Below are 23,457 nucleotides of genomic sequence, written 5' to 3' on the forward strand. Positions count from 1 at the left end.
GTCGCCATTCCGGCGCTCGTCTGGACCTGCACGGTTTCAGGGCTCTGTGGCTCGGTTATCGAACTGATCCACTGACCAGCCTGAGGCGCTGACGCTCTCATAGCCGAGCTCATGGGCGACGTTCTGCAACGACAATCCGTGGCCGAGCAGCTGCACTCCGGTGACAACATGCATCCCGGCCAGAAAAATGCGAGAACCGGCCAGAAAACCTGAGGCCCGATGCGGTGTCAGCGCCCGCGAGCCGCCGCCCCGCGAATGGCGACCCGGACCTGCGAGATGACGATTATTCCCGCGCTGCCTGTCCTGCCGCAAAAGCGTTCCGCAAAGCGCGCCGACAACAAAACAAACAAACTCCATAAATTTTATATTCTTCTTTTACACTGATCCCAGTTCACCGGACGGCGCCCTTGGCCCTCCAGCAAACAGGAGCGGGACAGATGTTCAAACTGACCAGACGGCTTTTCGGCACCGGCCTCTTCACCGCCGCAGTGCTCGCCTCCTTCGGCGTCATGGCCGAGGATCTCAAGGAATTCCGCATCGGCTTCCAGAAGACCGGCCTGCCGGTCGTCGCCCAGCAGCAGAAAGTGATCGAGAAGGCGCTGGAACCAAAAGGCATCGCCGTTTCCTGGGTCGAGTTCACCGCCGGGCCGCCGCTGGTCGAGGCATTGAACGTCGGCTCCATCGACGCCGGCTGGACCGGCGACGCGCCGCCGATCTTCGGCCAGGCCGCCGGCTCGGCGATCGTCTATGCCGCAGCGCTTCCGTCGAACGGCAAGGGCGAGGCGATCTTCGTCAAGCCGGACTCGCCGATCCAGTCGCTCGCGGACCTCAAAGGCAAGAAGATCGGCGTCGGCAAGGGCACCAGTGCCCACAATCTCGTGGTCGCGGCACTGGAAAAAGTCGGCATCGGCTTTGGCGACGTCCCCCCTGTTTATCTGAGCCCCGCCGATGCGGCCGCCGCCTTCGCCAGCGACAAGATCGATGCCTGGGCCGTCTGGGATCCGTTCTTCGCCATCGCCGAAACGCGCTACAAGCCACGCATTCTGACGACCTCGGCCGAGACCTTGAAGGTCAACACCTACTTCCTCGCCAGCCGCGACTTCGCAGCCAAACATGCCGAGACCATCACCACGACGATTGCAGCCCTGAAGGAGGCCTCCGTCTGGGCTGACGCCAACCGCGACAAGGTGGCGACCGCGCTGCACGAGGTGACCGGCGTGCCGCTCGAAGCCCAGACGATCGCGGCCAACCGCAGCGTCTTTTCGATCGGGCCGATCACCGACGATATCGTCGCCGGCCAACAGCAGACCGCCGATCGCTTCTTCAAGCTCGGGCTGATCCCCAAGCAGATCACCATTTCCGATGCGATCTGGACCGCGCCGGGCAACTGATCCCTCTCCCTCCCAAGGTGAGAACCGGCCGGCGTCGAGACGGAAGATTCGACGCCGGCGCCGCGAAGACAGCAGGCTCTGGGCAAACACGGACCAAGTCATGGCCAAGACCGCAACGAACACCATCGCGCGAAACCTCGCGGGTTGGCTTCTGCCCGCCGCTTTGATCCTCGCCTGGGAAACGGCTTCCCGCGCCGGCCTGATATCGGAAAGCGTGATGGCGCCGCCCTCTGCCGTGCTTGCGGCCTTCGTCCGCTTGCTCGCCTCCGGAGAACTTGTCGAAAACATCGGCATCAGCACGTTGCGGGCGCTTTCAGGCTTTGCCATCGGCGGCTCGATCGGTTTTGCCTTCGGGCTTGCCAACGGCCTGTCGCGCTTGAGCCGGGACCTGACCGACACGACGCTGCAGATGGTGCGCAACATTCCGCATCTGGCGCTGATCCCGCTCGTCATCCTCTGGTTCGGCATCGACGAAGGAGCCAAGCTCTTCCTCGTCGCGCTCGGCGTCTTCTTCCCGATCTACGTCAACACGTTGCTCGGCATCCAGGGCGTCGATCCGCAGCTCGTCGAGATGGGCCGGATCTACGGCATGTCGAGGCGTGAGCTCTTCTTCCGCGTCATCCTGCCCGGCGCCCTGCCCGCCATCTTCGTCGGCCTTCGTTATGCGCTCGGCATCATGTGGCTGACGCTGATCGTTGCAGAAACGATCGCTGCCTCCTCGGGCCTCGGCTACATGGCGATGCAGGCGCGGGAGTTCCTGCTGATCGACGTCGTCATCCTGTCCATCCTGATCTACGCGCTGCTGGGCAAACTCGCCGACAGCTTCGCGCGGCTGCTCGAGCGCCTGACGCTGCAATGGCACCCGGCGTTTCAGCCGGCCTGACCGAGCCCGATCTCGACGAAAAGGAATAATCCGATGTCCGTCATCGCCCTTCATCCGAAACAGCAACAGGAGGCGGACGGCGCGCCTGCGACGATCCGGGCGCCTTCACCGGCCCCGCCAACCGCTCCGCTCGCCTTCTCCCTGCGGGGTATCACCAAGCGTTTCGGCGACAAGACCGTGCTCGACGGCATCGATCTCGACGTGCCCCAGGGTCAGTTCGTCGCCGTCATCGGCAAGAGCGGCTGCGGCAAGAGCACTTTGCTGCGCATCCTCGCCGGGCTGGACAGTCCGACCAGTGGCAGCCTGACAGTTGCCGGCGGCAGCGCGGCGGAGCGACGCAGCCGCATCATGTTTCAGGAGCCGCGGCTTCTGCCCTGGGCAAGGATCAGCCGCAATGTCGAGATCGGCCTGACCGGCATCGCCAGGGGCGACGTCGCCCGCGACCTATCGCTGCAGATCCTGCAGGAGGTTGGCCTTGCCGACAGCACTGAGGAATGGCCGTCGGTGCTTTCAGGCGGACAGAAGCAGCGCGTGGCGCTTGCCCGTGCCTTGGTCGCTCACCCCTTCATCCTGGCACTCGACGAGCCGCTCGGCGCGCTTGACGCCCTGACGCGCATCGAGATGCAGCAGCTGCTGGAGCGCATCTGGCAGCAGCAGAAGTTTACCGCCGTGCTCGTCACCCACGACGTCGCCGAAGCCGTGGCGCTTGCCGACCGTGTCGTGGTTATCGACGAAGGCCGCATCGCACTCGACCTGCCGATCCCGCTTGCCCGCCCCCGCCATCACGGCAGCCCCGAAACCGCCCGGCTTGAAGGGCAGATCCTGGATCGATTGTTCGGGCGGGGATAACATGCCGCTTTCGATCGCAGTTTGGCGCGCTGTACATTGACGAACACAACCCTCCATGAAAGCAATGCAATCATTGCCTGCATCGAAGGTTGAAGCATGAACACGACGGCCGCCAATACCAATCTTCCGCGTTTCTTATGGCGGCGGCTGGCAGCCTTCGTCATCGATTCCCTCCTGTTTTACGTCGTCGCAGTCGCTGTTGCGCTCAGCCTCGCCTTCGTTCTCCCCTGGGCGCCACGCTTCTTCGTTTCGGCAACAACCCAATGCGAACCCGCTGGGCCTAGCGCGTTTGCAGAAAGAATCGACCGCGAATGGTCGCTCGCACCGGGACAGTCCCGTGAAAACCAGATCTGCGTGACGTCCATCTGGGGGGTGCCCGAAGGCAGGGTGTTCGTTTCAACATTGATTGATGCTGGTGATAAGCCGGCACAACGCTCGATCAGTCTCGAGATCGACGAGGCCGGCAATCCGCTTGAGCTTGAATCCATTCAGTTCGGACGCGGCGTTCTGGACCAACTCGTGCCATTGCTTTTCTTCTGCTTGTGCAGTGCCGCCCTGATTGCGCGCTTTGGCACCACGCCTGGCAAACGGCTGTTCACCTTGCGCGTGGTTCAGGACAATGGCGAACCGCTGCCGTTTGCCTCGGCCGCCAAACGCGAGACGTTGCGGATGCTGCCGTCGATACTGCTGACAGCATTGGGTGCGCCGCTGATGCTGCTGTCGATGACGATCTTTGGCACCGGCGACGTTCTGGGGGATGCAATCGAAGCCGTGACTGTTTTCGGCGCGCCCGTCCAGGTCATCTTGTTCGCCGACTTCCTGATCTTCACGCTCTTCGCAATAATCTGGTGGCTCTTTCCCTTCATGCGCTGGCGCGGCCAGACAATCTACGATCGTCTGGCAGGATGCCGCGTCGTTCTGCGCACCGTCGTCCGAACGACAGGTTCGCCCGCGGGCTTGGTCCCTTGAACAACGGATGACGCCACCGGGCGGTCTTCGCAGGTAGCTCGACTGTGATCGCATGGTCACTTCGGCCAACTCAGATGGCTCTCGCCGGCCATCCGCTCAGCCCTTGAAGATGAACGAGGCGCCGATCGCGATCAGGGAGAAGCCGACGAGGTGGTTCCAGCCGATCGATTCCTTCAACCAGAACACCGAGAACGCGGCGAATACCAGCAGCGTGATCACCTCCTGCATCGTCTTTAGCTGCGCCGCCGTATAGACCTCTTGGCCGATGCGGTTTGCCGGCACGGCCAGGCAATACTCGAAGAACGCGATGCCCCAGCTCGCGACGATCGCCATGTAAAGCGGCGACGACGTGTATTTCAGGTGCCCATACCAGGCAAACGTCATGAAGACGTTGGAGATCAGGAGCATCAGGATCGGCCAGAGATAGGCCGGGTTGACGGTAAACGACATGAGTATCCTCGAAGGCGCGAATCGCTCCGGCAGGATGATCTTGCCGCACGCGCTCTGACAAGCGTGAACGTCAGTCGCGGAGCGCAATCGGCCGCGTGTGAAACCTGAAGGACTCTCTCAAGGAGCTTCGATAAACTCTTTTAAAGACTTTATTTTGCGTCGACACGCGACGTATTGGCGATCATTGCCCGATCCCAAGCAGTCTGAAATAGAACCGTGCCAGCGCCTCGATCAGTGCAACGCGATCCCTGCCGCCGGATGCGATCATGTGGCCGACGACGCCATGCTCGCCATAAAAGAGGAAGGTCGCCAGCATCTGCGGATCATCGACCGACCATGCGTCTGTCCTTACGCCCGCGGCAATCAGGGCCGCCAGCCGGTCGATCACGGCCAATTCCTCCTGACTGGCGCGTTCGCGGCTGCGGGAAAAGTCGGCGAAGACCAGCTCGTGCATGGCGAGATTGTCGAGATAGGCAGCGACTGCCCGTTCGATCCTGGCACCCGCCAGCCGCGGCCACCCTCGGCGCGCGCCGGCGATGCCTCCACAAGATCGAGGTAGAGCGCGACGAACGCCTCGCGCAGCGCCGCAAGCAATCCCTCTATCGAAGAGAAGTGCAGATGGAAGGTTCCCTTGGCGATACCGGCTGCCGTCGCAATGCCATCGATCGTCGTCGCGTGAAAGCCGCGCTCGAGAAAGAGGGCCGCGCCGGCCTCCATCAACTCCTCCCGCCGGATCTTCGGCGCTTTGGTGCGCGGTCACCCGGCCTTCGCGGCTGCCTGCGTCAAATCCTGTTCCTTTCCATGGCTTTGCCAGTTCTACCGCATTCGGCCACAGTTGAAAATTGCTGCCTTAATTAAGGCTCGAACATGCGATCAATGGATCGCCGCACCGATGCCAGCAGCTAGGCGAAACACAAAAATAGTGCGCCTAGACGCCGAAATTCAGCGATATCTAACCCAAATGGATTAGAAAGCGCACGAAAATTCGCCCTTTGCGCGCTTTGCCACAATTTTGCTCCAGCGCATGGGCAAAGTCCGCGCACTGTCCGACGGGACAGGCAGGGGAATACCACACTCCGACGGCGATCGCCGTGAAGTTGGCACCGCGTTTCATCGCGGTTCGCCGGCGCGCTGATGCTGCGTTCAAGGTGCAACGCGCAGGCGCGAACCGCCGATATTCCCGAACACAATGACCGATGCAGATGAAAACCGGGGGCAGTGCCGGCATTAGCCAGGCTCATCCGGGATGCACGCACCAAACAACTTGGCAAGGAGACCTGACCATGAAGGTCCTGGCGTTTCTCGCGGCTGCCTATGTCGCGCTTTTGACACCGGATGTGGCCACGGCGGGCATGTTGGCCCAGGCCCAACAATACAACGGCCTGCACGAGGTCAAGAACAACAGGCGGCTGCGCGCCGCACTCGGCATCAATCCGGCCCGCACCCCCTGGTGCGGCCACTTCATGGGCCTCATTGCCCGCAAGACCGGCCGAACGCCACCACAGAGTTTCGGCATCGCCCGCTCCTGGCTGCGCTTCGGTGCGCCGGTCAAGCTGACTTACGCCCGGCCAGGCGATATCATCGTCGTGCGCACCGGCCGCAGCTATCACGTCGGCATCCTCTCCGCCCTGTCGAAATCGACCGCCAGGGTGATTGGCGGCAACCAATCGGGTCGCGTCACGGTTTCGCAGTTCAACCGCGGTCAGGTCGTTGCTGTCAGACGTTAGCCGACGAAGGAAACTTGTTTGCTGTCAGCGACCCAGGGGATCGTTGCCGGCGTCTGGCTGCCTATCGTCGAGCAACAGGCGCATCGCGCAACGTCGATCGGTCGGCAGGTCGTAGGTCGCCTCCTTCGCCAGGATCTGCGTCAGCCGTGCGTCGAGCCCTTCTTCGTCGAGCGTCAGGAACCCGAGTTTGCGATAGAAGCGCTCGTTCCACGCGAGTTCGCGGAACGTGGTCAGCGTCACCTCTGCGAGCGAGCGGTCGAACGCATGGGCGATAGCGGCCGCAATCAACGCACGCCCGAGCCCGCGTCCCTGATGCTCGTGCCGCACCGCCAGTTGCCAGATGTGCAGCGCGCCATCGCTGATCTCTGCACAGAGAAATCCGAGCGGACGGTCAAGATCATCGACCGCCACCCAGGAGAGCCCTGCGCGGACAAACCCCAGATGCGCGTCGACCGATTGCACGTCGTCGTCGGCGCAAGGTCGGCAACGCTGCGAAAAGCCTCTCCCGATGATCTCTCGATATCGGGCAGCACTGGTGCGTCGTCTTCAAAGGTCAATCGAATCAAGGCGTTCATGGCAGAATCCTACCGACGGCTTTCGTTCAATCGATACCGTCTTTCGACAAGGCTACCGGGTAAGGGATCAAGAAGTGCGTTCCTAGAGCTTTGGCAATGAAGACAATCGCTTATCCCCGTCTCTTCGCCATCCACATGCGGTCCTCACCCGACGGACGGTCTGCGCCCGGAACAATCTCCGTTCGTGGACGTCGATCCGCATCGCCCCCTCCTGAGCAAGATGCCTTGCACCGCTAAGCCAGCGGCCGGCCATCAGCATCTCATCGAAATATTGGCCATCGACACGAAGGGCGCGCTTCTCGAGTCCATAGCCGACGAAGCCGAGTTTGGAATAAAGCTGGATCGCCGCGGCATTGGACGACACCACCGTCAGCTGCAATTGCTCGACCTTGCCCCTGGCCTCGTCGATCACCGCCTCGACGCGACAGGCCGGTTCCACGCGCCTCCTCAAGCACATACATGCCCCAGAGGATGCCCTTGTGTCTCGGCTTGAGGGCGTTTTGGATCGTCAGGCCGACAACGCCCATGAGGCCGCCGCCAGCATCGAAGCCGCCAATCACCGCGGCCGCGATGCCAGCAACCGGATTCCGAAATTTAGACTTTCCTCCTAAATACCTGAATCGGCTATCAAACGCTCCACTCACCGCGCAACCGGCGAGGCTGCCTGGGCGATCCGTTCCAGTGCGGCACTCAACCCCGCCGTCGGGCTCGTCAATGGGCGTGGTCCTCGACGCACGAGATCCGCCGCACCGGCCATGGAGGCTTGAGCAAGGGCAACGATTGCCGCGCCATCGCCATAGGCGGCGTCGGCAGCACCGGCGATTGCTGCGAGATAGCCATCGCAGTCACCCGCTCTAAACAAGGCCCAGGCGCCGGCGACGAGGCGCACCTCAAGCGCAACACCCCTTCGCTGCGCGGCCTCGGCAAAAAGCGCGGTGGTCGGCGCCACGGTCGTTTCGACGGCGCAAAGCGCCACCACCTTGCCGCCGACTGCCGCTGCCTTTTCGGCAAGCGCCGCATCGGTCCGCAACACCGGCACCGGCGCTTCACGAACATTCGCCGTGCTCGGCCCAAGCGTCGAACAGGTGAGGAGCACGGCATCGGCCCGAGCTGCCAGTGCCGTCAGCGCTGCGGCCGTCTCGCGGGCTATAGCGTCCGTGAGCCCGCCTGCCCGTTCCGCAGCCTCGAGAAGATCCGGCCGCACCGTGTGACGGAGCACGTCCGTTGCAAGGCCGAGTTCGCACGCGGCAGATTCGAAAACGGCGACGTTGCTATCGGCCGTATGCAGGCAGGCGATGATCAAGATGTTTTTCCTCACGCTGGTTTCGGGCTTCGCGACCAGTGTCAGTCACCCGCCGTCGACATACCTTGCACGTTAGGCGGCCGGTGAAAACGGCGTTTGAAGAACCCACAACGCAGACTCTTCGTCGTCTCAAGCGCGCAATCCACGGACGAAAGGGCGCCTATACCAACCTGCGCTGATATTGACCTGTTGCGCCGGAGCGATTTTGGTTTCCGGCAAGGAGAAAACCGGAAGCGGACCCAAGCGGTCCGGTGAGGATTATCGACGCCGTCTGTCGGCCACCGGCAGCGTCGCAATCCTCGACCGATGCTACGGCATAATTCCTTAAATCGGATCCGATTTAAGGATAAAATTATGCAGCAAGTTTAAAGCGTTACAGCGTCCTTTGCGCGTCAGATTTGACGCGCGGCGCTGTAAGGCATCGCTCTGCGGTATGCTCCTTGCCGGATGACCGCAGACGGTCCCACGCAAGAGGTCAATATCAGCGCAGGTTGGTATGAGCCCGCAAATGCTCTCAAAATCGGCGCAGCAATCGATGCCGACACATGATCGCCGCGCTTTTCACACTTCTAGATATTGCTAAATTACGTTACCCTTAATTTCCTCTAGCTGAACGCCGCAGGAGGGGCCCGCCCCCTTGGAACGGAAGCTCGCAGTCATCCTCGCTGCCGATGTCGCTGGCTATAGTCGCCTCGTCGCGACCGACGAGGAAGGTACGCTCGTAACGCTCGGCACCTATTGTGCCACGATCGGCGACCTCGTCGCCGAGCATGGCGGCCGCATTTTCAGCACTGCCGGCGACAGCGTCGTCGCCGAGTTCCACAGCGCCGTCCAAGGGGTTCGCGCCGCCGTTGCCATCCAGCGCGCTCTGCAACGTCGCAATGCCGATCTGGCGCCGGAGAAACGTATGGAGTTCCGCATCGGCATCAATCTCGGTGACGTCGTGGTCGAGGGCACGAACCTGCTGGGCGACGGCGTCAACGTCGCGGCACGGCTGCAGCAGGTGGCACGACCGGCCGGCGTCTGCATTTCCGGAACCCTGCATGACCAGATCGAAGGCAAGCTCGACTTCCCCATGGTCAAGCTCGGCGAGCAGACGCTCAAAAACATGCCGCGGCCGGTGCTGGTGCACAGCGTCGACTGGCGCGAAGATCCGACGGTGCCCGATCTGCCCGGCATGCCGCTCCGCCTGCCGAACAAGCCATCGATCGCCGTGCTCCCCTTCGTCAACATGTCGGACGATCCCGGCCAGGACTACTTTGCCGACGGGCTGACCGAGGACATCATCACCGGGCTCTCGCTCTGTCGCTGGTTCTTCGTCATCGCCCGCAACTCTTCCTTCGCCTATAAGGGACACGCAGTGGACGTGAAGCAGATCGGCCGTGAGCTCGGCGTGCGCTATATCGTCGAGGGCAGCGTGCGCCGGTCGGGAAGCCGCGTGCGTGTCACCGGCCAGCTAATCGAGGCTGAGACCGGCGTGCATCTCTGGGCGCAGCGCTTCGATCGCGAGGTGGCTGACATCTTCGCCATCCAGGACGAACTCACCCAGCACGTCGTCGCCGCCATCGAACCGGAAATCCTCATCGGTGAAAACCGCCGCGCGCTGCTGCGCGGCACCGAGAATCTCGACGCCTACGAATGCCATATGCGCGGCACGCTGTTGCACAATGCCCAGGACACGGCCGCGCATTTTTCCGAGGCGATCGACTGGCATCGCCGCGCCATCGCGCTCGATCCGGACTTCGGCCGCGCCCACATGATGCTCGCGCGTTCGCTGTACGCCCGATGTTTCTTCGGTTTCAGCGACGATATCGACCGCGACAAGGTCGAACTGCTCGCCGCAGCCGAGCGCGCCATCGCACTCGAAGACCGGGATCCCTATTCGCACTATGTCATGTGCCTTGCCAGTTTTGCAGCCCACCGCCCGCATGCAGCCGTCGCCGAAGCGCAGCAGGCCATCGATCTCAACCCCAATCTCGCACTGGCCTATATGGCGCTCGGCTGGGCCCGCATTTTCATCGGCCGCTTCGCCGAGGCGCTTGATCCGCTGCACAAGGCCCTGCGGCTGAGCCCGCACGATCCGGTGACCCATCTCTTCCTCAACCGGCTCGCGCTTGCCCACTATCATCTCGGCAATTACGAGGAAGCGCAGCACCACGCCGAGCGCGGTCTGTTGTTGCGGCGAACCTATTGCAATCTGGTCGTGCTGCTTACCTGTCTCGGTCAACTCGGGCGCGCGGCGGATGCCTGCAAGCTCATCGATGAAGCCGTCGCCAATGCACCGTTCGATCTTCCGCGCTACTGGCAAATCTTTACCTGTTATGTCGACCCCGCCGATTACGCGCATTTCACCGACGGTCTGCGCAAGGCAGGCCTGCCTGCCGTTCCGTGAGGCGCCATGACACGTGCGCAACAGCTTGGCGTCGTGATCGGTCTGGCTGTCGTTGCCATCCTGACGTTCCTGCGCGCCAACGACCCGCAGCTTCTGAAACAGGCGCGCGACGTCACCTTCGATGAATATCAACGGCTGTCGCCACGCGCCTACGAGGCGATGCCGGTCAAGGTTGTCGATATCGACGAAGCCTCGCTGCGTGCCTTCGGACAATGGCCCTGGCCGCGAGACCGGCTGGCGAAACTGACGGACAGGCTAGCGGAGATGGGGGCGTCGGCGATCGCCTTCGACATTCTGTTTGCCGAACCGGACCGGCTGTCGCCGCGCAGCGTATTGCGCGACGTCCCCGAAATCGATCCGTCACTGCTTGAGCGTCTGCCCGACAATGACGAGGTCTTTGCCAAGTCGATCATGGAAAAGCCCGTCGTCCTCGGCTTTGGGCTGACCAACGAAGGAAGCTACCTGCCACCGGTCAAGGCCGGATTCGCGTTCACCGGCGAAAGCCCGATCGGTGCGCCGCCGCGCATCCGGGCGGCCACCCCGCTGCGGCCGCAACTGGAGAGCAATGCCGCCGGCCTCGGCCATATCAGTCTCAACCCCGGCGATTCCTCGGCAGTCGTACGCGCGGCGCCCCTGTTCCTGAGCGACGGTCAGCAACTCTACCCCAGCCTCGCCATGGAGGCACTGCGCGTGGCGCAAGGCGCCTCGACCTATGTCCTTGCCGGTGCGCCCGATCTGCAGGATACACTGACAGCCGCCAAGATCGGCGATTTCGTCGTGCCGCTGACCGCCTCCGGCGAACTCTGGCTCTATGTCAGTCCTGATACAACCGAGCGCTATGTCTCCGCCCGGCGCATTCTCGAAGACGATGACATATCCCCCGACGTCAGTGCGGCGATCGAGGGCAGCATCGTGTTCATCGGCACCTCCGCCGCCGGCCTGCAGGACGTGCGCACGACGGCGCTTGGCCAGAACGTGCCCGGCGTCTCGCTGCACGCCCAGATCGTCGAGCAGATCCTCTCCGGCCGCTACCTCTCGCGCCCGGACTGGGCCAATGGCCTGGAAATCCTGTCGATCGCGATTGCCGGCTGCCTGCTCGTGCTGCTGACGACCTTCGTCAGTCCGGTCATGGCGCTCGCCTGCGGTCTGGCGATCACCGCGCTGGCGCTGGTCACCTCCTGGGTCGCGTTCTCCTATGCGGGCCTGCTCTTCGACCCGCTGGCGCCGATCCTTGCGGCGTCGATCACCCACTTCTCCGCCACTGCCTTCCGCTTCCTGGTCACCGACCGCGAGCGCCGCGAGGTCCGCCAGGCCTTCGGCCGCTACCTCTCGCCTTCTCTGCTCTACCGCATCGAGCACAACCGCAACGCCCTGCGGCTCGGCGGTGACGATCGCGAGCTCACCGTCATGTTCGTCGACGTGCGCAACTTCACCGAGATCAGCGAGCGCATGGCGCCGACCGATGTCGTTGCCTTTCTCAACACGCTGCTCGACGCACTCAGCCGGCACGTCATTGCCAACGAGGGCACGCTCGACAAATTCATCGGCGATTCGATCATGGCCTTCTGGAACGCGCCGGTCGACGTCGCCAACCATCCGCGAAAGGCGCTGCGGGCAGCGCTCGGCATGCGTGAGACCCTGGCGCGGCTCAATGCCGACGACGCCTTCGGATTCGGTGCGGCGCAGGGGGTCGGCATCGGCATCGGCATTCATACGGGGATCGCTTGCGTCGGCAATATGGGCGCCGAGACGCGCTTCAACTATTCGGCTGTCGGCGATACCGTGAACATCGCCGCCCGCATTGAGGCGGCTTGCAAAGAAGTGAGCTTCGACATTCTCGTGTCGGAGGCGACGGCGCAGGCCCTGCCCGATTGCGCGCTGCTGGAAGCAGGCGCCCTGGGGCTGAAAGGAAAGACGACGCGAACCCGGCTCTTTGCCGTCGCCGGCGACGAAGGCGTCGCCTCCTCGCTCGACTTCCGCGAACTGCAGCGGCTGCATTCGAGACTGGTCGAAAACCTGCGTGCACGCGCCTCGACCAGCCGCAGTCTTGCCAACGCGGCAAAGCTCAAGGCGGCGGCGATCACGCCCGGCCTGGTGCCCTTCTACAGCAGGATCACCCGCCGCTCCGACCATTTCATCGATATTCCCGCCGATCAGGCCAGCCGCATCGCCGAATAGCGATCAATCGTCGTCATTGTCGCGATCGCTTCGATCGCGGTCACGTCCATCATGGCGATCATTGTTTCCATTGCCATGATCGCGATCGGACCGGTCTCCGCCGTCGCCATTGTCGCCATCGTGCCCGTTGTCGCCGCCGGAAGCGTCGTGATCATCGTCGTGGTCGTCATGGTCCCTGTCGTGATGCCCATGTCCCTTGTCGCGATCCGGCTTATCGCGGTCGGGTTTGTCATGGTGGGGTTTTTCATGATGCGGCTTTTCCGGTCGCGGTTTTTCCGGCTTAGGCTCCTCGCGCACGATCGGCGCCTGCTCCGGCACGATCTGCGCCGGCGGACGCTCGACATCCTCGCGTACCGCGGCCTGCAGCCCGCAACCAGCACCGACCGCGCCTATCGTGCCGGAAAGCCTCTGACCGCCGGAAAGGAAAGGCAGGGCCTGGGCATTGCCAAGGCTGCGCAACGTGCGCTGGCTGACGCGCGCGGCCTGGCTGACCCCGCCGCCGGGTGTGGCAACGACACAATCGCAGCGCCGCGTCAGCTGCCGGCACCCGCCGGCACCGCAAAAGCTCGCCGCGCCGTTGAGCAGCACGACCGCAGTCGTGCCGTCGCGGCCGACATAGAAATCGAAGGCCGTACCGCGCACACCGATCGTGCCGGCGGGCGTGACGATTTCATAGGCGGAATGTTTCGATTTGCCGCTGACCCAGCGAAAAGTGCCCTTGGCGGCCATGATCGTCAGCTTCTTCACCGACTTGCTGCCGTCGTAGACGAATTGATCGATGACCACCGACGAGCCCCAACCGACGGCGAGCTTGGTGCCATCCTGAAAGACGAACTGGCCAAGGCCGGACTTTGACGTCCGGATTCGCTCGTCCCGGTAGACCGGGTCCCTGACCGCCAGCGGACCGCGCGCGCCCGCCACCTCGGTCCTGATCGAGACTGCCTGGCCGACAGGTTCGGCCGCAAAGCTCGAGGCAGGGCAAAGCAGCATGGCACGAAAAGCGATAAGGGCAGCACCACGCAAACGCGACATGGTCCCTCCAAGCCGTTAGTTTTATCACGCGGCACGGATCGGTGTCTGCTCGCCCATTCGGGTAACGGCCAGCAATTAAAACCTGTATGAGCTAACTCACGCCACCACTAGGTGCGACCACGACATCGCGGCCGTCGGGTCGCACTTCGGCCGCCAGGATCATGTTCGCCCATGGCCGGCGATGCGGTGCGAGGGAGCGGCCATGCGGGTTCAGCTAAAGCATCGGACCCCTCGCTCCGGAGGCAGCAGAGTTGGGCGCGGAATTGACCGAACCTTCGACAGCCGAACGAAGGCGGTCGCCCCGGGGCGATGCCGCACATTGCGCAACCAGAATGCGACAAGCCGGCCATCGCCGCCGGGAAAATTCCGGGCAGTTCGTTTCCCTTTTGTACTCATTCCCCCTTTATTTTCGCAATGACTCTGTCCATATTCCCGCCATGGCCCAGGATCGGAAAAAGTCTGCAAAAAATCCCCCCAAAAAAACGACAGTGCCCGGCGGCTTCGAGGAAGCCCCGCAGGCGCCGCTGTCGGGAACGCCGCTGTCCGGCAATGTCTCCGATTGGGTAAAACAACTCGAGGCGGATGCCGAGGCCTCTGCCTTCGAGAGCCAGCGCGAGGTCGCCTCCAAGGCCGGCAAGCACCGCAAGAAGGTGGAGATCGCGGCGTCCAAATCCGCTCGGGGTACATCTATGGGCGGGACGACCGACCCGAAGACGCGGGCCGCGGCGGGCCTCAACCCGGTCGCCGGCCTCGACGTCTCGCTGGAGGATGCCGACAAGCTGTCCACCTCGGGCGTCACCGCCACGGTGGAAGCGCTGTCGGCGCTGATCGAGAGCGGCAATCCGCTGTTCAAGGACGGCAAGCTCTGGACGCCGCACCGCCCCGCCCGACCGCCGAAATCCGAAGGCGGCATCGAAATCCGCATGGTCTCCGACTATGAGCCCGCCGGCGACCAGCCGACGGCGATTGCCGATCTCGTCGAGGGCCTGTCCTCCGGCGAGCGCAGCCAGGTGCTGCTCGGCGTCACCGGCTCCGGCAAGACCTTCACCATGGCCAAGGTGATCGAGGCGACGCAGCGCCCCGCCGTTATCCTGGCGCCCAACAAGACTTTGGCCGCCCAGCTCTATTCCGAGTTCAAGAACTTCTTCCCCGACAACGCGGTCGAGTATTTCGTCTCCTACTACGACTATTACCAGCCGGAAGCCTATGTGCCGCGCTCGGATACCTTCATCGAGAAGGAATCCTCGATCAACGAGCAGATCGACCGCATGCGCCACTCGGCCACCCGCTCGCTGCTCGAGCGCGACGACTGCATCATCGTCGCCTCGGTCTCCTGCATCTACGGTATCGGCTCGGTCGAGACCTATACCGCCATGACCTTCCAGATGAGCGTCGGCGACCGGCTCGACCAGCGCCAGCTTCTGGCCGACCTGGTGGCGCAGCAATACAAGCGCCGCGACATGGATTTCCAGCGCGGTTCGTTCCGCGTGCGCGGCGATACCATCGAGATCTTCCCGGCCCACTTGGAGGATGCCGCCTGGCGCATTTCCATGTTCGGCGACGAGATCGACGCCATCACCGAGTTCGATCCGCTGACCGGCCAGAAGACCGGCGACCTGAAATCGGTCAAGATCTACGCCAACTCGCACTATGTCACGCCGCGCCCGACGCTGAACGGCGCCATCAAGGCGATCAAGGAGGAGCTGAAGCACCGGCTGGCCGAGCTGGAAAAGGGCGGTCGCCTGCTCGAAGCCCAGCGGCTGGAGCAGCGCACCCGCTACGACATCGAGATGCTGGAGGCCACCGGCTCCTGCGCCGGCATCGAAAATTATTCGCGCTACCTCACCGGCCGCAATCCCGGCGAGCCGCCGCCGACGCTGTTCGAATATATCCCTGACAACGCGCTGCTGTTCATCGACGAGAGCCACGTCTCCGTCAGCCAGATCGGCGGCATGTATCGCGGCGACTTCCGCCGTAAGGCGACGCTGGCCGAATACGGCTTCCGCCTGCCCTCGTGCATGGACAACCGTCCGCTGCGCTTCGAGGAATGGGACGCCATGCGCCCCGACACGATCGCCGTTTCGGCCACCCCCGGTGGTTGGGAACTGGAGCAATCCGGCGGCGTCTTTGCCGAACAGGTCATCCGCCCGACCGGCCTGATCGACCCGCCGGTGGAAGTGCGCTCGGCAAAGACCCAGGTCGACGACGTCTTGGGCGAAATCCGCGAGACGGCCGCTGCCGGCTACCGCACGCTGGTGACGGTGCTGACCAAGCGCATGGCCGAGGATTTGACCGAATACCTGCACGAACAGGGCATTCGCGTGCGCTACATGCACTCCGACATCGACACGCTCGAGCGCATCGAGATCATCCGCGACCTGCGCCTCGGCGCGTTCGACGTGCTCGTCGGCATCAACCTTTTGCGCGAAGGCCTCGACATCCCCGAATGCGGCTTCGTCGCCATCCTCGACGCCGACAAGGAAGGCTTTTTGCGTTCGGAAACCTCGCTGGTGCAGACCATCGGCCGCGCCGCCCGCAACGTCGACGGCAAGGTCATCCTCTACGCCGACCAGATCACCGGCTCGATGCAACGCGCCATGGACGAGACCAGCCGCCGCCGCGAAAAGCAGATGGCCTTTAACGAGGCCAACGGCATCACGCCGGAATCGGTGAAGGCCAAGATCTCCGACATCCTCGACTCGGTCTACGAGAAGGACCACGTGCGCGCCGACATATCAGGCGTCGCCGGCAAGGGCTTTGCCGACGGCGGCCACCTCGTCGGCAACAACCTGCAGGCGCATCTCAACGCGCTGGAAAAGCAGATGCGCGACGCCGCCGCCGACCTCGACTTCGAAAAGGCGGCCCGCCTGCGCGACGAGATCAAGCGCCTCAAAGCCGCCGAACTCGCCGCCATGGACGACCCGATGGCGCGCGAAGAGGCAAAGGCGATCGAGGGTGGATCGGGACGGAGGAAAGGCCAAGCAACAGCGCCGGACAGCGGCAAGGGTTCCTCCTCGCCGTCCTCCACCTCGTCGTCATCCTCGGCCTTGAGCCGAGGATCCACCGCCGACGACAACTCTTTGTTCCGCAAGCCCGACCTCGACGAAATGGGCCGCGACGTCGCGACGCCGGCCGGACGCAAAGACGCCGAGGGCCAATCGCTCTTCCGCAAGAACACCCTCGACGAAATGACCGTCGGCCGCACCGAAAAGCCCGTCGTCGGCAAGGTGCCGGACAAGCCCCTCATCCGCGCCAAACCGGGCGTCGGATCCTACGAGGACCCGGTCGACGAGAAGCGGCAGAAGGGACGGACGAAAGGCAAGACGGGGCGGCCGGGGCGGTGATAGTTTCACGCGAACAGAGTTCGCGAATGCCTTTAAGACTAAGACAATACCTGATAGGTGACACTTTGTTCCGACATCGCTGATATTGCGTCAAGCGCCTCATCAATTAGCGCAAGTAGCGAAGGTGGTTCGAGAACTTCAATCGTCATGAGTTTCCCGTTCTCGTCAACGTAAAGCCGCTGAGCGCAGGACGCGCCGACCTGCCTCTGTTCCTTCGCGCGGCTCAGTTCAAACTTGGCCGCGACGTAGTCGCCAGTGAGAGCGTAAAGAACGCCACTGTTGTACAAATAGAGCTGCTGCTCGTTCTCTTCCGCATATTGAATTGCTGCCTGTAGCCAGAGGCGCGCCTCATCAAAATCTCGGTGATCCATGTACAAGTAGCCAACGTTGTTTGCGCTCGGATGAAGGCGACTTTGCTGCAATCTGAACGCCGCCTTTGCAACCTCCATAGCGCGCATCTTGTCCCGTTGACGTACATAGAAGAACTGGACCATGTCCATCAGTTCGTTTGCCACCCTCGTCGCCAAATGTTCGTCGCCCAGTGCCTGTACCGTGTTGGAAACTTCCAACGGTGAAGGGACGCGGAGGTCCCAGGACAGAATCTCTATTTCCGTTTGAACCTTCGTGCCGTTCTTACGAATCTCGTCGAATCTTTTCCTCAGTTTCTTGAGGCCCGCGACATGCTCAGGGTCTTGCCAAATGAACCATGCCTGGCCGGAGCCGATATCTCCCTTAAAGCGGAGCTCAAACAACCGAACGCTTGAACCGACATCTTGGTACATTACACCCAAAAGGATGCCTTCGAACAACGGTGTAAGATCGCAATCTGTGGGCAATTGTGCCCCTCCTATGCAATCAATAATCGGTGTGATATCTTGTGGGCCGCCATCAGATCGAGCTCCTGCGATAGGGCGTAACCCCTCAAGCTCTTCAGCAACTCGACCGAAAGATGCGAATATAAAATCGTCTGCCGAAAGACCGGCGAGACTTAGGCGCGCGGCTTTGCTTCTTGCGAGATACTTCAGATAGATGCGATCGAACTGATCTCCACAGAAGCTTACGGCACCTGGCTCAACTCTAATGAAACCCAGGGCCTCTAGCTCGGAGCAGTTCTTAAAATATTGCTCCTCATTCCAGCGACTTTCGCCATTGAGCAGATATTCGACACGCCAAGTGTCAGCAATATCCAGTTGCTCGGTCCCACCACATGCCGCATCAAGCACCTGAAACAGGCTGCTTCTCATCTTTCGTGCTGTCTTGAGCAGCGGGCGATCGTTGATGTTTTGCCCACGAGCAAGGACTTCTTGAATGCTTTCTAACGTATTTAGATTAAGGCTAAATCTTTTCGACTTACCTTCTTGGCAACGCTTGAACAACTCGTGGCAAATAAGCTGAATCTCATACGGCTTTCTGCCGGATAATGCCTCAACTTCACTGATGAATGGACTCGGAGCAAGATTTCGCACATCGCGCTCGCTCAGCAGTAGCCTTTCCAAAGGCCCCCTGATGCACTGCTTAACGTCATCCTCTCCTTTGAACGGCCCGATATCAATGCGCTTAAATTGCCTCATGATGGGCGAAAACACCTCGTCCATCACCGGAAAGAAGTCATCAGTAGCAGCAAACATCAACATGAAACCAGTCATGTTCATGAAAATATTTCTTAGTTTTTCAAGTATTATCCTGTTTTCCCGAAGAACATTGCATTCATCAACCAAAATCAATATAGGCTTTTTAAGTTCACTCCTTATATTTATCAAATCTTCCTGAAGCATATCATCAGGAACATTAAGATTTATATTTCCACTTTTGACGGCTGAGGCAATAATTATCGCACAAATCAACGGCATCTGCTCCAGATCGGAGAGGGTTCCGCTAGCATTCAATTCTAAATAACTGAAGAATGTCGGGCTTTTCCTTCCACCATAAGCGCCAGAACCAAACGCCGCCATCAGAACCGAATGGAAAAGCTTTCTAAAAAAATCTAAATCCGTCCGAACGTCACCTTCGTTTAGGTTTATTCTGACACAGCAGAAGTCTCGCCTCTTGGCCTCCAACTCAGCCATATTTAAGAAACTTGTCTTTCCAGAGGCTCTTGCGCCAACTAGGGCCAAATGTATTGGCTTCTGCGTACTCCTAGCATGGTTGAGATAGTATATAACGTCAGCCGTTTCCGAGCTCCGACCGTAGAATGATCGCTCATCCGACACGGGATTTGCAAAATCAAATGGGTTTGATAACTCCCGCAACTTCTCAAGCATTATACACTTCCAGTTTAGACAATAATTCTTTTAGAATTCCAACAGATCTCTGGCCAATAGATACAGCATCCTTTGATATAACCCAGTTCCTTCGCACTACAGCCTGACCAATGCCTCTTGGTATATCAATATACTCAAGACACAACCCTGAGAAACGTTCGCAATCATCGATTGAAACACCTAGATAGTCGCTATCGAACCACCATTCGCTAATGCAATTAAGTAAAGAGGCGTCTGAAGATTCAAACGCAGCACCTAATTGCATCGTCTTGGTAATTTCCCCAAAAAGAAGAGACAAATCGGTTACATGCCGCACCACAGGTATATGCAACCCCGCACTCTCTTTGCATTGTTCGAGTTCGGCCTCGGGTATGCTAGATATTATTTTTGTGTGCGCAGCATTCAGGATAGACAACTCGGCGTCAGATAAATAGCGAACATGGGCGATATTGTTACGAATAACTTCCAAGTCTGCCAATGGAACCGTCGTGCCAGATTTGCTATCAAATATGCCTGAGAACATCGGCCAATTCTGAGTCATTTCTATTAATTTTCGGAGGTGAGGAAAATCAGAATAGTATAACGGAGTATGCGCAACTCTTCGATCCCAACCAATTCCACGCTCATAGATAAGACCTTCCGTTACTCTTTTTCTAACATCTTCAGGTAAGCCTTGCTTCTGCCATTTATGGCCAAATTTTTCTTTTAACTTCGCTGTAATAAGCTCTCTAAGAATAATTTCAATCTCAAAGAATAATCTGTAAGCGTCTACGTTTCTTTGCATAAACTCGCGATATTCAGTCGACATTTAGTCGTCCTTATAGCTGACGTCATGACAGCTAGCCTGACGAACCGTCCGCTGACAAATACAATCCTCAGTAGTTCACGCCTTTTTTCTACCCAACCGATGTTAGGGCGGACCAAGCCCCGCCACCGCCCTCCCGACTACACCTTCATCTCCGCCAGCGCCCGATGCAGCGGCGCGTCGGAAATCTGGATCGCGCCGCTGAACGGAATGTCCATGTCGAGCACGACATAAACAGAGGCGGCGATGAACATCGCCGAAACGACGAACATGGCGATGACGACGGCATTTTGCGGCGCGCGGTAGCCGAAGCTGGCGAAGATCAGCGTCATCCAGGCAATCATCATGCCGATAACGGGCATGGGGATCGCGCCCTCCGACTGCTCGACGATCATCCAGCGCTGTTCGACGATGCGGCTATACAGCTGTCGCGCGTCCACCAGCAGGGATTCATGCAGGCGGTCGGCAGGTTGGATGGCCGCCAGGCTGTTGCCAACAGTGTCCAGCCGCTGCTGGCCGGCATTGCGCGCCTCGTGCAGCGCATCGTTCACGCGCTCGGGATTGGCGATCGCCCCTTCGACATAGGCGATCAGATATTGCCGCGCATCGTTGCCGGCGAGGCCGTAGGTCCTGAGCGTTCGGTCGAGCAGGATCAGATTGGTCGCGAAGGAATGCACATTGTCGTCGATGCCCTCGAATGTGTTCTTGGCCGAATTGATCATCAGCCCGAAAACCAGCGACGCCATGACCACGAAGATATTGGCGACGAGCCGCACGACGGTATTGGTATCGTCGTCGCGATGGCGCGCCGGCAGCTTGGGGTAGACATGCATCATGCCGAGCGCCGCAACGGTCAGACAGAGGAATGCGGCAACGGCAATCAAGATCGCGCTCATTCCAGCCTTCGCCCCCCGTCATGCCGCCGCCCTCTAGATCATTTCATTGTTTCATCGAAACAGTGAAATGATCTAACTCGTTGAAGTAACGCAATTCCGGACGGAAAACCGTTTCACACTTTTCCTGGAATTGCTCTAGCCGGGGCATCTCACCGGCGCCTACTGCATGCTTCCTTAAATCCTGTCCGATTTATGGACAAAACATGCAGCAATTCAAAGCGCTACAGCGACCTTTGCGCGTCTGATAAGACGCGCGGCACTGTAGGATAGGAACTTTGTCGAGGCGCGCAACGCCCTCGAGCACGCAGAGTTTTTGCCCACGCGCTCGATTCCGCGACAAGCCGATAGTCGGGACACGACGTTGCCGCCAGGTTGGTCATCGCCTGGCGATCGCGGGCCACACCTTAGCCGCCACCGCCGACCGTCACCGGCCCCAGCACCCCAACCAGCGCCTTGCCATCGGTAAAATAGGGATCACCGCCGCCGTTGCGGCCGGTCTTGGTGGCGCCGATACCGGGGACTTCGTAGGTCGATGAGACCTGCCCGGCCTTTTGCAGGTCTGACATCACCAGGTTGCGCTCGGCGTCCAGATCCGGGCCGATATGGTGGGTGATCTGGCCGGTGTCGTGGCTGAAGCCGACGCCGCGGTCGAAGCTGGCCGAACCGAGCCAGAGCGGATTGCCATCCGCCCCGGTCTGTTTGCTCTGCCAGAAGCGCACATGGTTGCGCTCGTCGGCGCTGTTGCCGACCGGCTTCTCGAAGGCCAGATCCTGTTTCCGGCCCTCGAAGAACAAGGGGCTGACGGGCGCATCGAGGTCGGGCCGATCGAGCACCACGCTCAATCCGATATCGACTGAAGAACGCAGGGTGATCTTGTCGGCCGGATCCCAGCCGGCCGCCGCGAAGGCGCGGATCACCTGCTCCCTGGAGCCGACGAGGCCGACATTGATCGGGTCGCCGGGGATATCCTGCTCCGTGGTGCTGACCATGGAGCTGAAACCGTCAACCCGGCTCCGGTCGCGAAAAATCCAAAACTCCGGCAGCAGGAAGTAGCTGACCAGCAGATAGGCAATGAGCCCGGCCGCCAGGACGCTCAGCGATGCACGAATTTTCCTGCGACGGGTCATCTGCGTTCATCCCAATCCTACTGCATGTTTCCTTAAATCGTAGCCGATTTAAGGATAAAAACATGCAGCAATTCAGAGCGCTACAGCGAGCTTTGCGCGTCTGATAAGACGCGCGGCGCTGTAGTGCGGCGATATCAGCTAAACCTGATACGGCTTGGAAAGCAACGCGTGGCGACAATCGTGCCGATCCTGACCCGCGCCCGCCTCTACTCCGCCGCGTGCGCCTTCACCTCCAGCGCCTCCAGCTCGTAGGAATAGCCTTCCAGCATTTCATAGGCCTGTTCGATCGTCTTGATCTGCTCTTCGGTAGTCTTGATCGCCTCGGCGATCGAGCGTGAGCGGGCGCGCAGCATCGAGCCGAGCACGTCGGTCTCCGGCCGGCGGCCGAGGCGGTCGAGGTGTTTGCGCACGCGGGCGCGGTGGCGCTCCAGCTCGAGGATATGGAAGCGGCTCTTGACGATATCGTCGGAGAGCTTGCGACGCATGGCGGCGACGGGGTCGAAGCTGCCGGGTTCGCGCTCGTCGAGGATGAAGTCGTTGACCAGCGTCTCCAGCATCATCAGGCCCTTGAGGTCGCGCGGCTCGGCGAGCTGCGGGTCGTAGCCGGTGTCGTCATAGACCTTCCGGCGCACCGGATCCTTCAGGAGATCATAGACCGCCTGCAGCCGGGCAAACTGCTCGGCATCGCCGCCCGAGTCGGGATGAGCCGCCTTGGCTGCCTTGCGATAGGCCGTGCGGATGGCCTGGTCATTCGCATCGCGGTCCACGCCAAGTGTCTCGTAGGGATCGATCACGCTGCCCCCTGTTCGTCTCGCATTCCGATTTCTCCGCCTGACCTAACGCACGCATCCGAAGACCGGAACCAATCACCGGTAAAGCCTGCGCGTTATCCCAAACTTGTTCAAGTGCTGATGCGATGTGATGGGGATCAGCACCGCACCCTGCCGGCGCCTTCATCGGGCCAACTCACGCCCGAGGCGGTCGCCCGTCCGACGCGGCGGCGCGCACGTTCGTCCGCGGTCGGGACGAAATTGTGGTCAGAAACAGGCCGTCCCCGATTTTTGCGCGCCATGCGCCGGCGGTAGCATGAGCCGACTGGGCGAGCGGCGGCGTTCGCAAGAGCAGCAATCGGTGGCGGCCACCCGGATGGCAAGCCAGGGCCCTTAAGTCACTTTCGGCATCTCCTGTCGATATCCCCCAGACCTTGGGCCATGTTGCCGGCCATCGAGGAGAAAGGATATTACGTGACGGACGCCGCAGTTGGTCGCGCCTGCA

General features: G+C 60.9%; 21 protein-coding genes. 8 read left to right on the forward strand and 13 right to left on the reverse strand.

What is annotated here, in order from left to right; translation table 11 throughout:
* Positions 1-36: 36 nt before the first annotated feature.
* Positions 37-357, reverse strand: coding sequence for a hypothetical protein (locus AC244_RS36740; RefSeq protein ID WP_152976106.1), 321 nt, complete (start codon positions 355-357; stop codon positions 37-39).
* A gap of 80 nt (positions 358-437) precedes the next feature.
* On the opposite strand from AC244_RS36740, the gene AC244_RS26070 reads away from it, so the two are divergent.
* From AC244_RS26070 to AC244_RS26085, 4 genes are all read left to right on the forward strand, one after another.
* On the forward strand, positions 438-1,391 hold the full coding sequence (locus tag AC244_RS26070; protein WP_053251739.1) for an aliphatic sulfonate ABC transporter substrate-binding protein: 954 nt from the start codon (positions 438-440) through the stop codon (positions 1,389-1,391).
* Between the two features lie 100 nt (positions 1,392-1,491).
* Positions 1,492-2,274, forward strand: coding sequence for an ABC transporter permease subunit (locus tag AC244_RS26075; protein ID WP_053251740.1), 783 nt, complete (start codon positions 1,492-1,494; stop codon positions 2,272-2,274).
* 33 nt (positions 2,275-2,307) lie between these two features.
* Positions 2,308-3,123: an ATP-binding cassette domain-containing protein gene (locus tag AC244_RS26080; RefSeq protein WP_082367139.1), complete on the forward strand. Its 816-nt coding sequence runs from the start codon at positions 2,308-2,310 to the stop codon at positions 3,121-3,123.
* A 96-nt stretch (positions 3,124-3,219) separates the two neighbouring features.
* Positions 3,220-4,092 carry an RDD family protein gene (locus AC244_RS26085; protein ID WP_053251741.1) on the forward strand — a complete coding sequence of 291 codons (873 nt, stop codon included), beginning with the start codon at positions 3,220-3,222 and terminating at the stop codon, positions 4,090-4,092.
* A gap of 96 nt (positions 4,093-4,188) precedes the next feature.
* Here the strand turns inward: AC244_RS26085 and AC244_RS26090 are convergent, their stop codons facing one another.
* The 3 genes from AC244_RS26090 to AC244_RS26100 all read right to left on the reverse strand — a co-directional run bounded on the left by AC244_RS26090 (position 4,189) and on the right by AC244_RS26100 (position 5,259).
* Positions 4,189-4,542 (reverse strand): DMT family protein, encoded by a 354-nt coding sequence (locus tag AC244_RS26090; protein WP_053251742.1) that lies wholly within the window; start codon positions 4,540-4,542, stop codon positions 4,189-4,191.
* A gap of 181 nt (positions 4,543-4,723) precedes the next feature.
* Positions 4,724-4,930: a hypothetical protein gene (locus tag AC244_RS26095; RefSeq protein ID WP_152976107.1), complete on the reverse strand. Its 207-nt coding sequence runs from the start codon at positions 4,928-4,930 to the stop codon at positions 4,724-4,726.
* Positions 4,927-5,259, reverse strand: coding sequence for a TetR/AcrR family transcriptional regulator (locus AC244_RS26100; protein WP_053251744.1), 333 nt, complete (start codon positions 5,257-5,259; stop codon positions 4,927-4,929). Before AC244_RS26100 ends, AC244_RS26095 begins: the two co-directional genes overlap by 4 nt.
* Positions 5,260-5,825: 566 nt before the next feature.
* On the opposite strand from AC244_RS26100, the gene AC244_RS26105 reads away from it, so the two are divergent.
* Positions 5,826-6,269 (forward strand): TIGR02594 family protein, encoded by a 444-nt coding sequence (locus AC244_RS26105; protein WP_053251745.1) that lies wholly within the window; start codon positions 5,826-5,828, stop codon positions 6,267-6,269.
* 24 nt (positions 6,270-6,293) lie between these two features.
* On the opposite strand, the gene AC244_RS26110 is transcribed toward AC244_RS26105, so the two are convergent.
* The 3 genes from AC244_RS26110 to AC244_RS26120 form a co-directional block, all read right to left on the reverse strand.
* Positions 6,294-6,731: a GNAT family N-acetyltransferase gene (locus AC244_RS26110; protein ID WP_202596122.1), complete on the reverse strand. Its 438-nt coding sequence runs from the start codon at positions 6,729-6,731 to the stop codon at positions 6,294-6,296.
* 195 nt (positions 6,732-6,926) lie between these two features.
* Positions 6,927-7,283 carry a GNAT family N-acetyltransferase gene (locus tag AC244_RS26115; protein ID WP_053251746.1) on the reverse strand — a complete coding sequence of 119 codons (357 nt, stop codon included), beginning with the start codon at positions 7,281-7,283 and terminating at the stop codon, positions 6,927-6,929.
* Between the two features lie 201 nt (positions 7,284-7,484).
* Positions 7,485-8,147: an Asp/Glu racemase gene (locus AC244_RS26120; RefSeq protein ID WP_053251747.1), complete on the reverse strand. Its 663-nt coding sequence runs from the start codon at positions 8,145-8,147 to the stop codon at positions 7,485-7,487.
* A gap of 637 nt (positions 8,148-8,784) precedes the next feature.
* On the opposite strand from AC244_RS26120, the gene AC244_RS26125 reads away from it, so the two are divergent.
* Both AC244_RS26125 and AC244_RS26130 read left to right on the forward strand, forming a co-directional pair.
* The gene (locus AC244_RS26125) at positions 8,785-10,539 is read left to right on the forward strand and encodes an adenylate/guanylate cyclase domain-containing protein (protein ID WP_053251748.1); all 1,755 of its coding nucleotides are present in this window, start codon (positions 8,785-8,787) and stop codon (positions 10,537-10,539) included.
* Between the two features lie 6 nt (positions 10,540-10,545).
* Positions 10,546-12,717 carry a CHASE2 domain-containing protein gene (locus AC244_RS26130; RefSeq protein WP_053251749.1) on the forward strand — a complete coding sequence of 724 codons (2,172 nt, stop codon included), beginning with the start codon at positions 10,546-10,548 and terminating at the stop codon, positions 12,715-12,717.
* A gap of 3 nt (positions 12,718-12,720) precedes the next feature.
* Here the strand turns inward: AC244_RS26130 and AC244_RS26135 are convergent, their stop codons facing one another.
* A complete protein-coding gene (locus AC244_RS26135) occupies positions 12,721-13,749 on the reverse strand; it encodes a FecR domain-containing protein (protein WP_082367141.1) in 1,029 nt (342 codons plus the stop codon).
* Positions 13,750-14,186: 437 nt separating this feature from the next.
* Here AC244_RS26135 and uvrB point away from each other — a divergent pair, with 437 nt between their 5' ends.
* Complete coding sequence (gene uvrB / locus AC244_RS26140; protein ID WP_053251750.1) at positions 14,187-17,093, forward strand: excinuclease ABC subunit UvrB; 2,907 nt, start codon at positions 14,187-14,189, stop codon at positions 17,091-17,093.
* Between the two features lie 38 nt (positions 17,094-17,131).
* On the opposite strand, the gene AC244_RS26145 is transcribed toward uvrB, so the two are convergent.
* The 5 genes from AC244_RS26145 to AC244_RS26160 all read right to left on the reverse strand — a co-directional run bounded on the left by AC244_RS26145 (position 17,132) and on the right by AC244_RS26160 (position 22,976).
* Positions 17,132-19,354 carry a hypothetical protein gene (locus tag AC244_RS26145; RefSeq protein WP_152976108.1) on the reverse strand — a complete coding sequence of 741 codons (2,223 nt, stop codon included), beginning with the start codon at positions 19,352-19,354 and terminating at the stop codon, positions 17,132-17,134.
* Positions 19,347-20,162: a hypothetical protein gene (locus AC244_RS36745; protein WP_152976109.1), complete on the reverse strand. Its 816-nt coding sequence runs from the start codon at positions 20,160-20,162 to the stop codon at positions 19,347-19,349. Before AC244_RS36745 ends, AC244_RS26145 begins: the two co-directional genes overlap by 8 nt.
* A gap of 137 nt (positions 20,163-20,299) precedes the next feature.
* Positions 20,300-21,055: a DUF4239 domain-containing protein gene (locus tag AC244_RS26150; protein WP_053251752.1), complete on the reverse strand. Its 756-nt coding sequence runs from the start codon at positions 21,053-21,055 to the stop codon at positions 20,300-20,302.
* A gap of 404 nt (positions 21,056-21,459) precedes the next feature.
* The gene (locus AC244_RS26155) at positions 21,460-22,182 is read right to left on the reverse strand and encodes an LssY C-terminal domain-containing protein (protein ID WP_053251753.1); all 723 of its coding nucleotides are present in this window, start codon (positions 22,180-22,182) and stop codon (positions 21,460-21,462) included.
* A gap of 206 nt (positions 22,183-22,388) precedes the next feature.
* Positions 22,389-22,976, reverse strand: a complete 588-nt coding sequence (locus AC244_RS26160; RefSeq protein WP_053251754.1) for a J domain-containing protein — start codon at positions 22,974-22,976, stop codon at positions 22,389-22,391.
* Positions 22,977-23,457: the final 481 nt, after the last annotated feature.

Origin of the sequence: Ensifer adhaerens (assembly GCF_001270265.1) — a bacterium.
In the GTDB taxonomy this organism is placed as follows: domain Bacteria; phylum Pseudomonadota; class Alphaproteobacteria; order Rhizobiales; family Rhizobiaceae; genus Ensifer; species Ensifer adhaerens_B.

Excerpts from the sequence above, each read along its gene's own strand:
- AC244_RS26130 (WP_053251749.1), top strand. The coding sequence starts at position 10,546 with ATGACACGTGCGCAACAGCTTGGCGTCGTGATCGGTCTGGCTGTCGTT.
- AC244_RS26135 (WP_082367141.1), bottom strand. The coding sequence starts at position 13,749 with ATGTCGCGTTTGCGTGGTGCTGCCCTTATCGCTTTTCGTGCCATGCTG.
- AC244_RS26105 (WP_053251745.1), top strand. The coding sequence starts at position 5,826 with ATGAAGGTCCTGGCGTTTCTCGCGGCTGCCTATGTCGCGCTTTTGACA.
- AC244_RS26075 (WP_053251740.1), top strand. The coding sequence starts at position 1,492 with ATGGCCAAGACCGCAACGAACACCATCGCGCGAAACCTCGCGGGTTGG.
- AC244_RS36740 (WP_152976106.1), bottom strand. The coding sequence starts at position 357 with ATGGAGTTTGTTTGTTTTGTTGTCGGCGCGCTTTGCGGAACGCTTTTG.
- AC244_RS26145 (WP_152976108.1), bottom strand. The coding sequence starts at position 19,354 with ATGCTTGAGAAGTTGCGGGAGTTATCAAACCCATTTGATTTTGCAAAT.
- AC244_RS26070 (WP_053251739.1), top strand. The coding sequence starts at position 438 with ATGTTCAAACTGACCAGACGGCTTTTCGGCACCGGCCTCTTCACCGCC.
- AC244_RS36745 (WP_152976109.1), bottom strand. The coding sequence starts at position 20,162 with ATGTCGACTGAATATCGCGAGTTTATGCAAAGAAACGTAGACGCTTAC.
- AC244_RS26090 (WP_053251742.1), bottom strand. The coding sequence starts at position 4,542 with ATGTCGTTTACCGTCAACCCGGCCTATCTCTGGCCGATCCTGATGCTC.
- uvrB (WP_053251750.1), top strand. The coding sequence starts at position 14,187 with ATGGCCCAGGATCGGAAAAAGTCTGCAAAAAATCCCCCCAAAAAAACG.
- AC244_RS26085 (WP_053251741.1), top strand. The coding sequence starts at position 3,220 with ATGAACACGACGGCCGCCAATACCAATCTTCCGCGTTTCTTATGGCGG.
- AC244_RS26155 (WP_053251753.1), bottom strand. The coding sequence starts at position 22,182 with ATGACCCGTCGCAGGAAAATTCGTGCATCGCTGAGCGTCCTGGCGGCC.
- AC244_RS26100 (WP_053251744.1), bottom strand. The coding sequence starts at position 5,259 with ATGGAGGCCGGCGCGGCCCTCTTTCTCGAGCGCGGCTTTCACGCGACG.
- AC244_RS26150 (WP_053251752.1), bottom strand. The coding sequence starts at position 21,055 with ATGAGCGCGATCTTGATTGCCGTTGCCGCATTCCTCTGTCTGACCGTT.
- AC244_RS26080 (WP_082367139.1), top strand. The coding sequence starts at position 2,308 with ATGTCCGTCATCGCCCTTCATCCGAAACAGCAACAGGAGGCGGACGGC.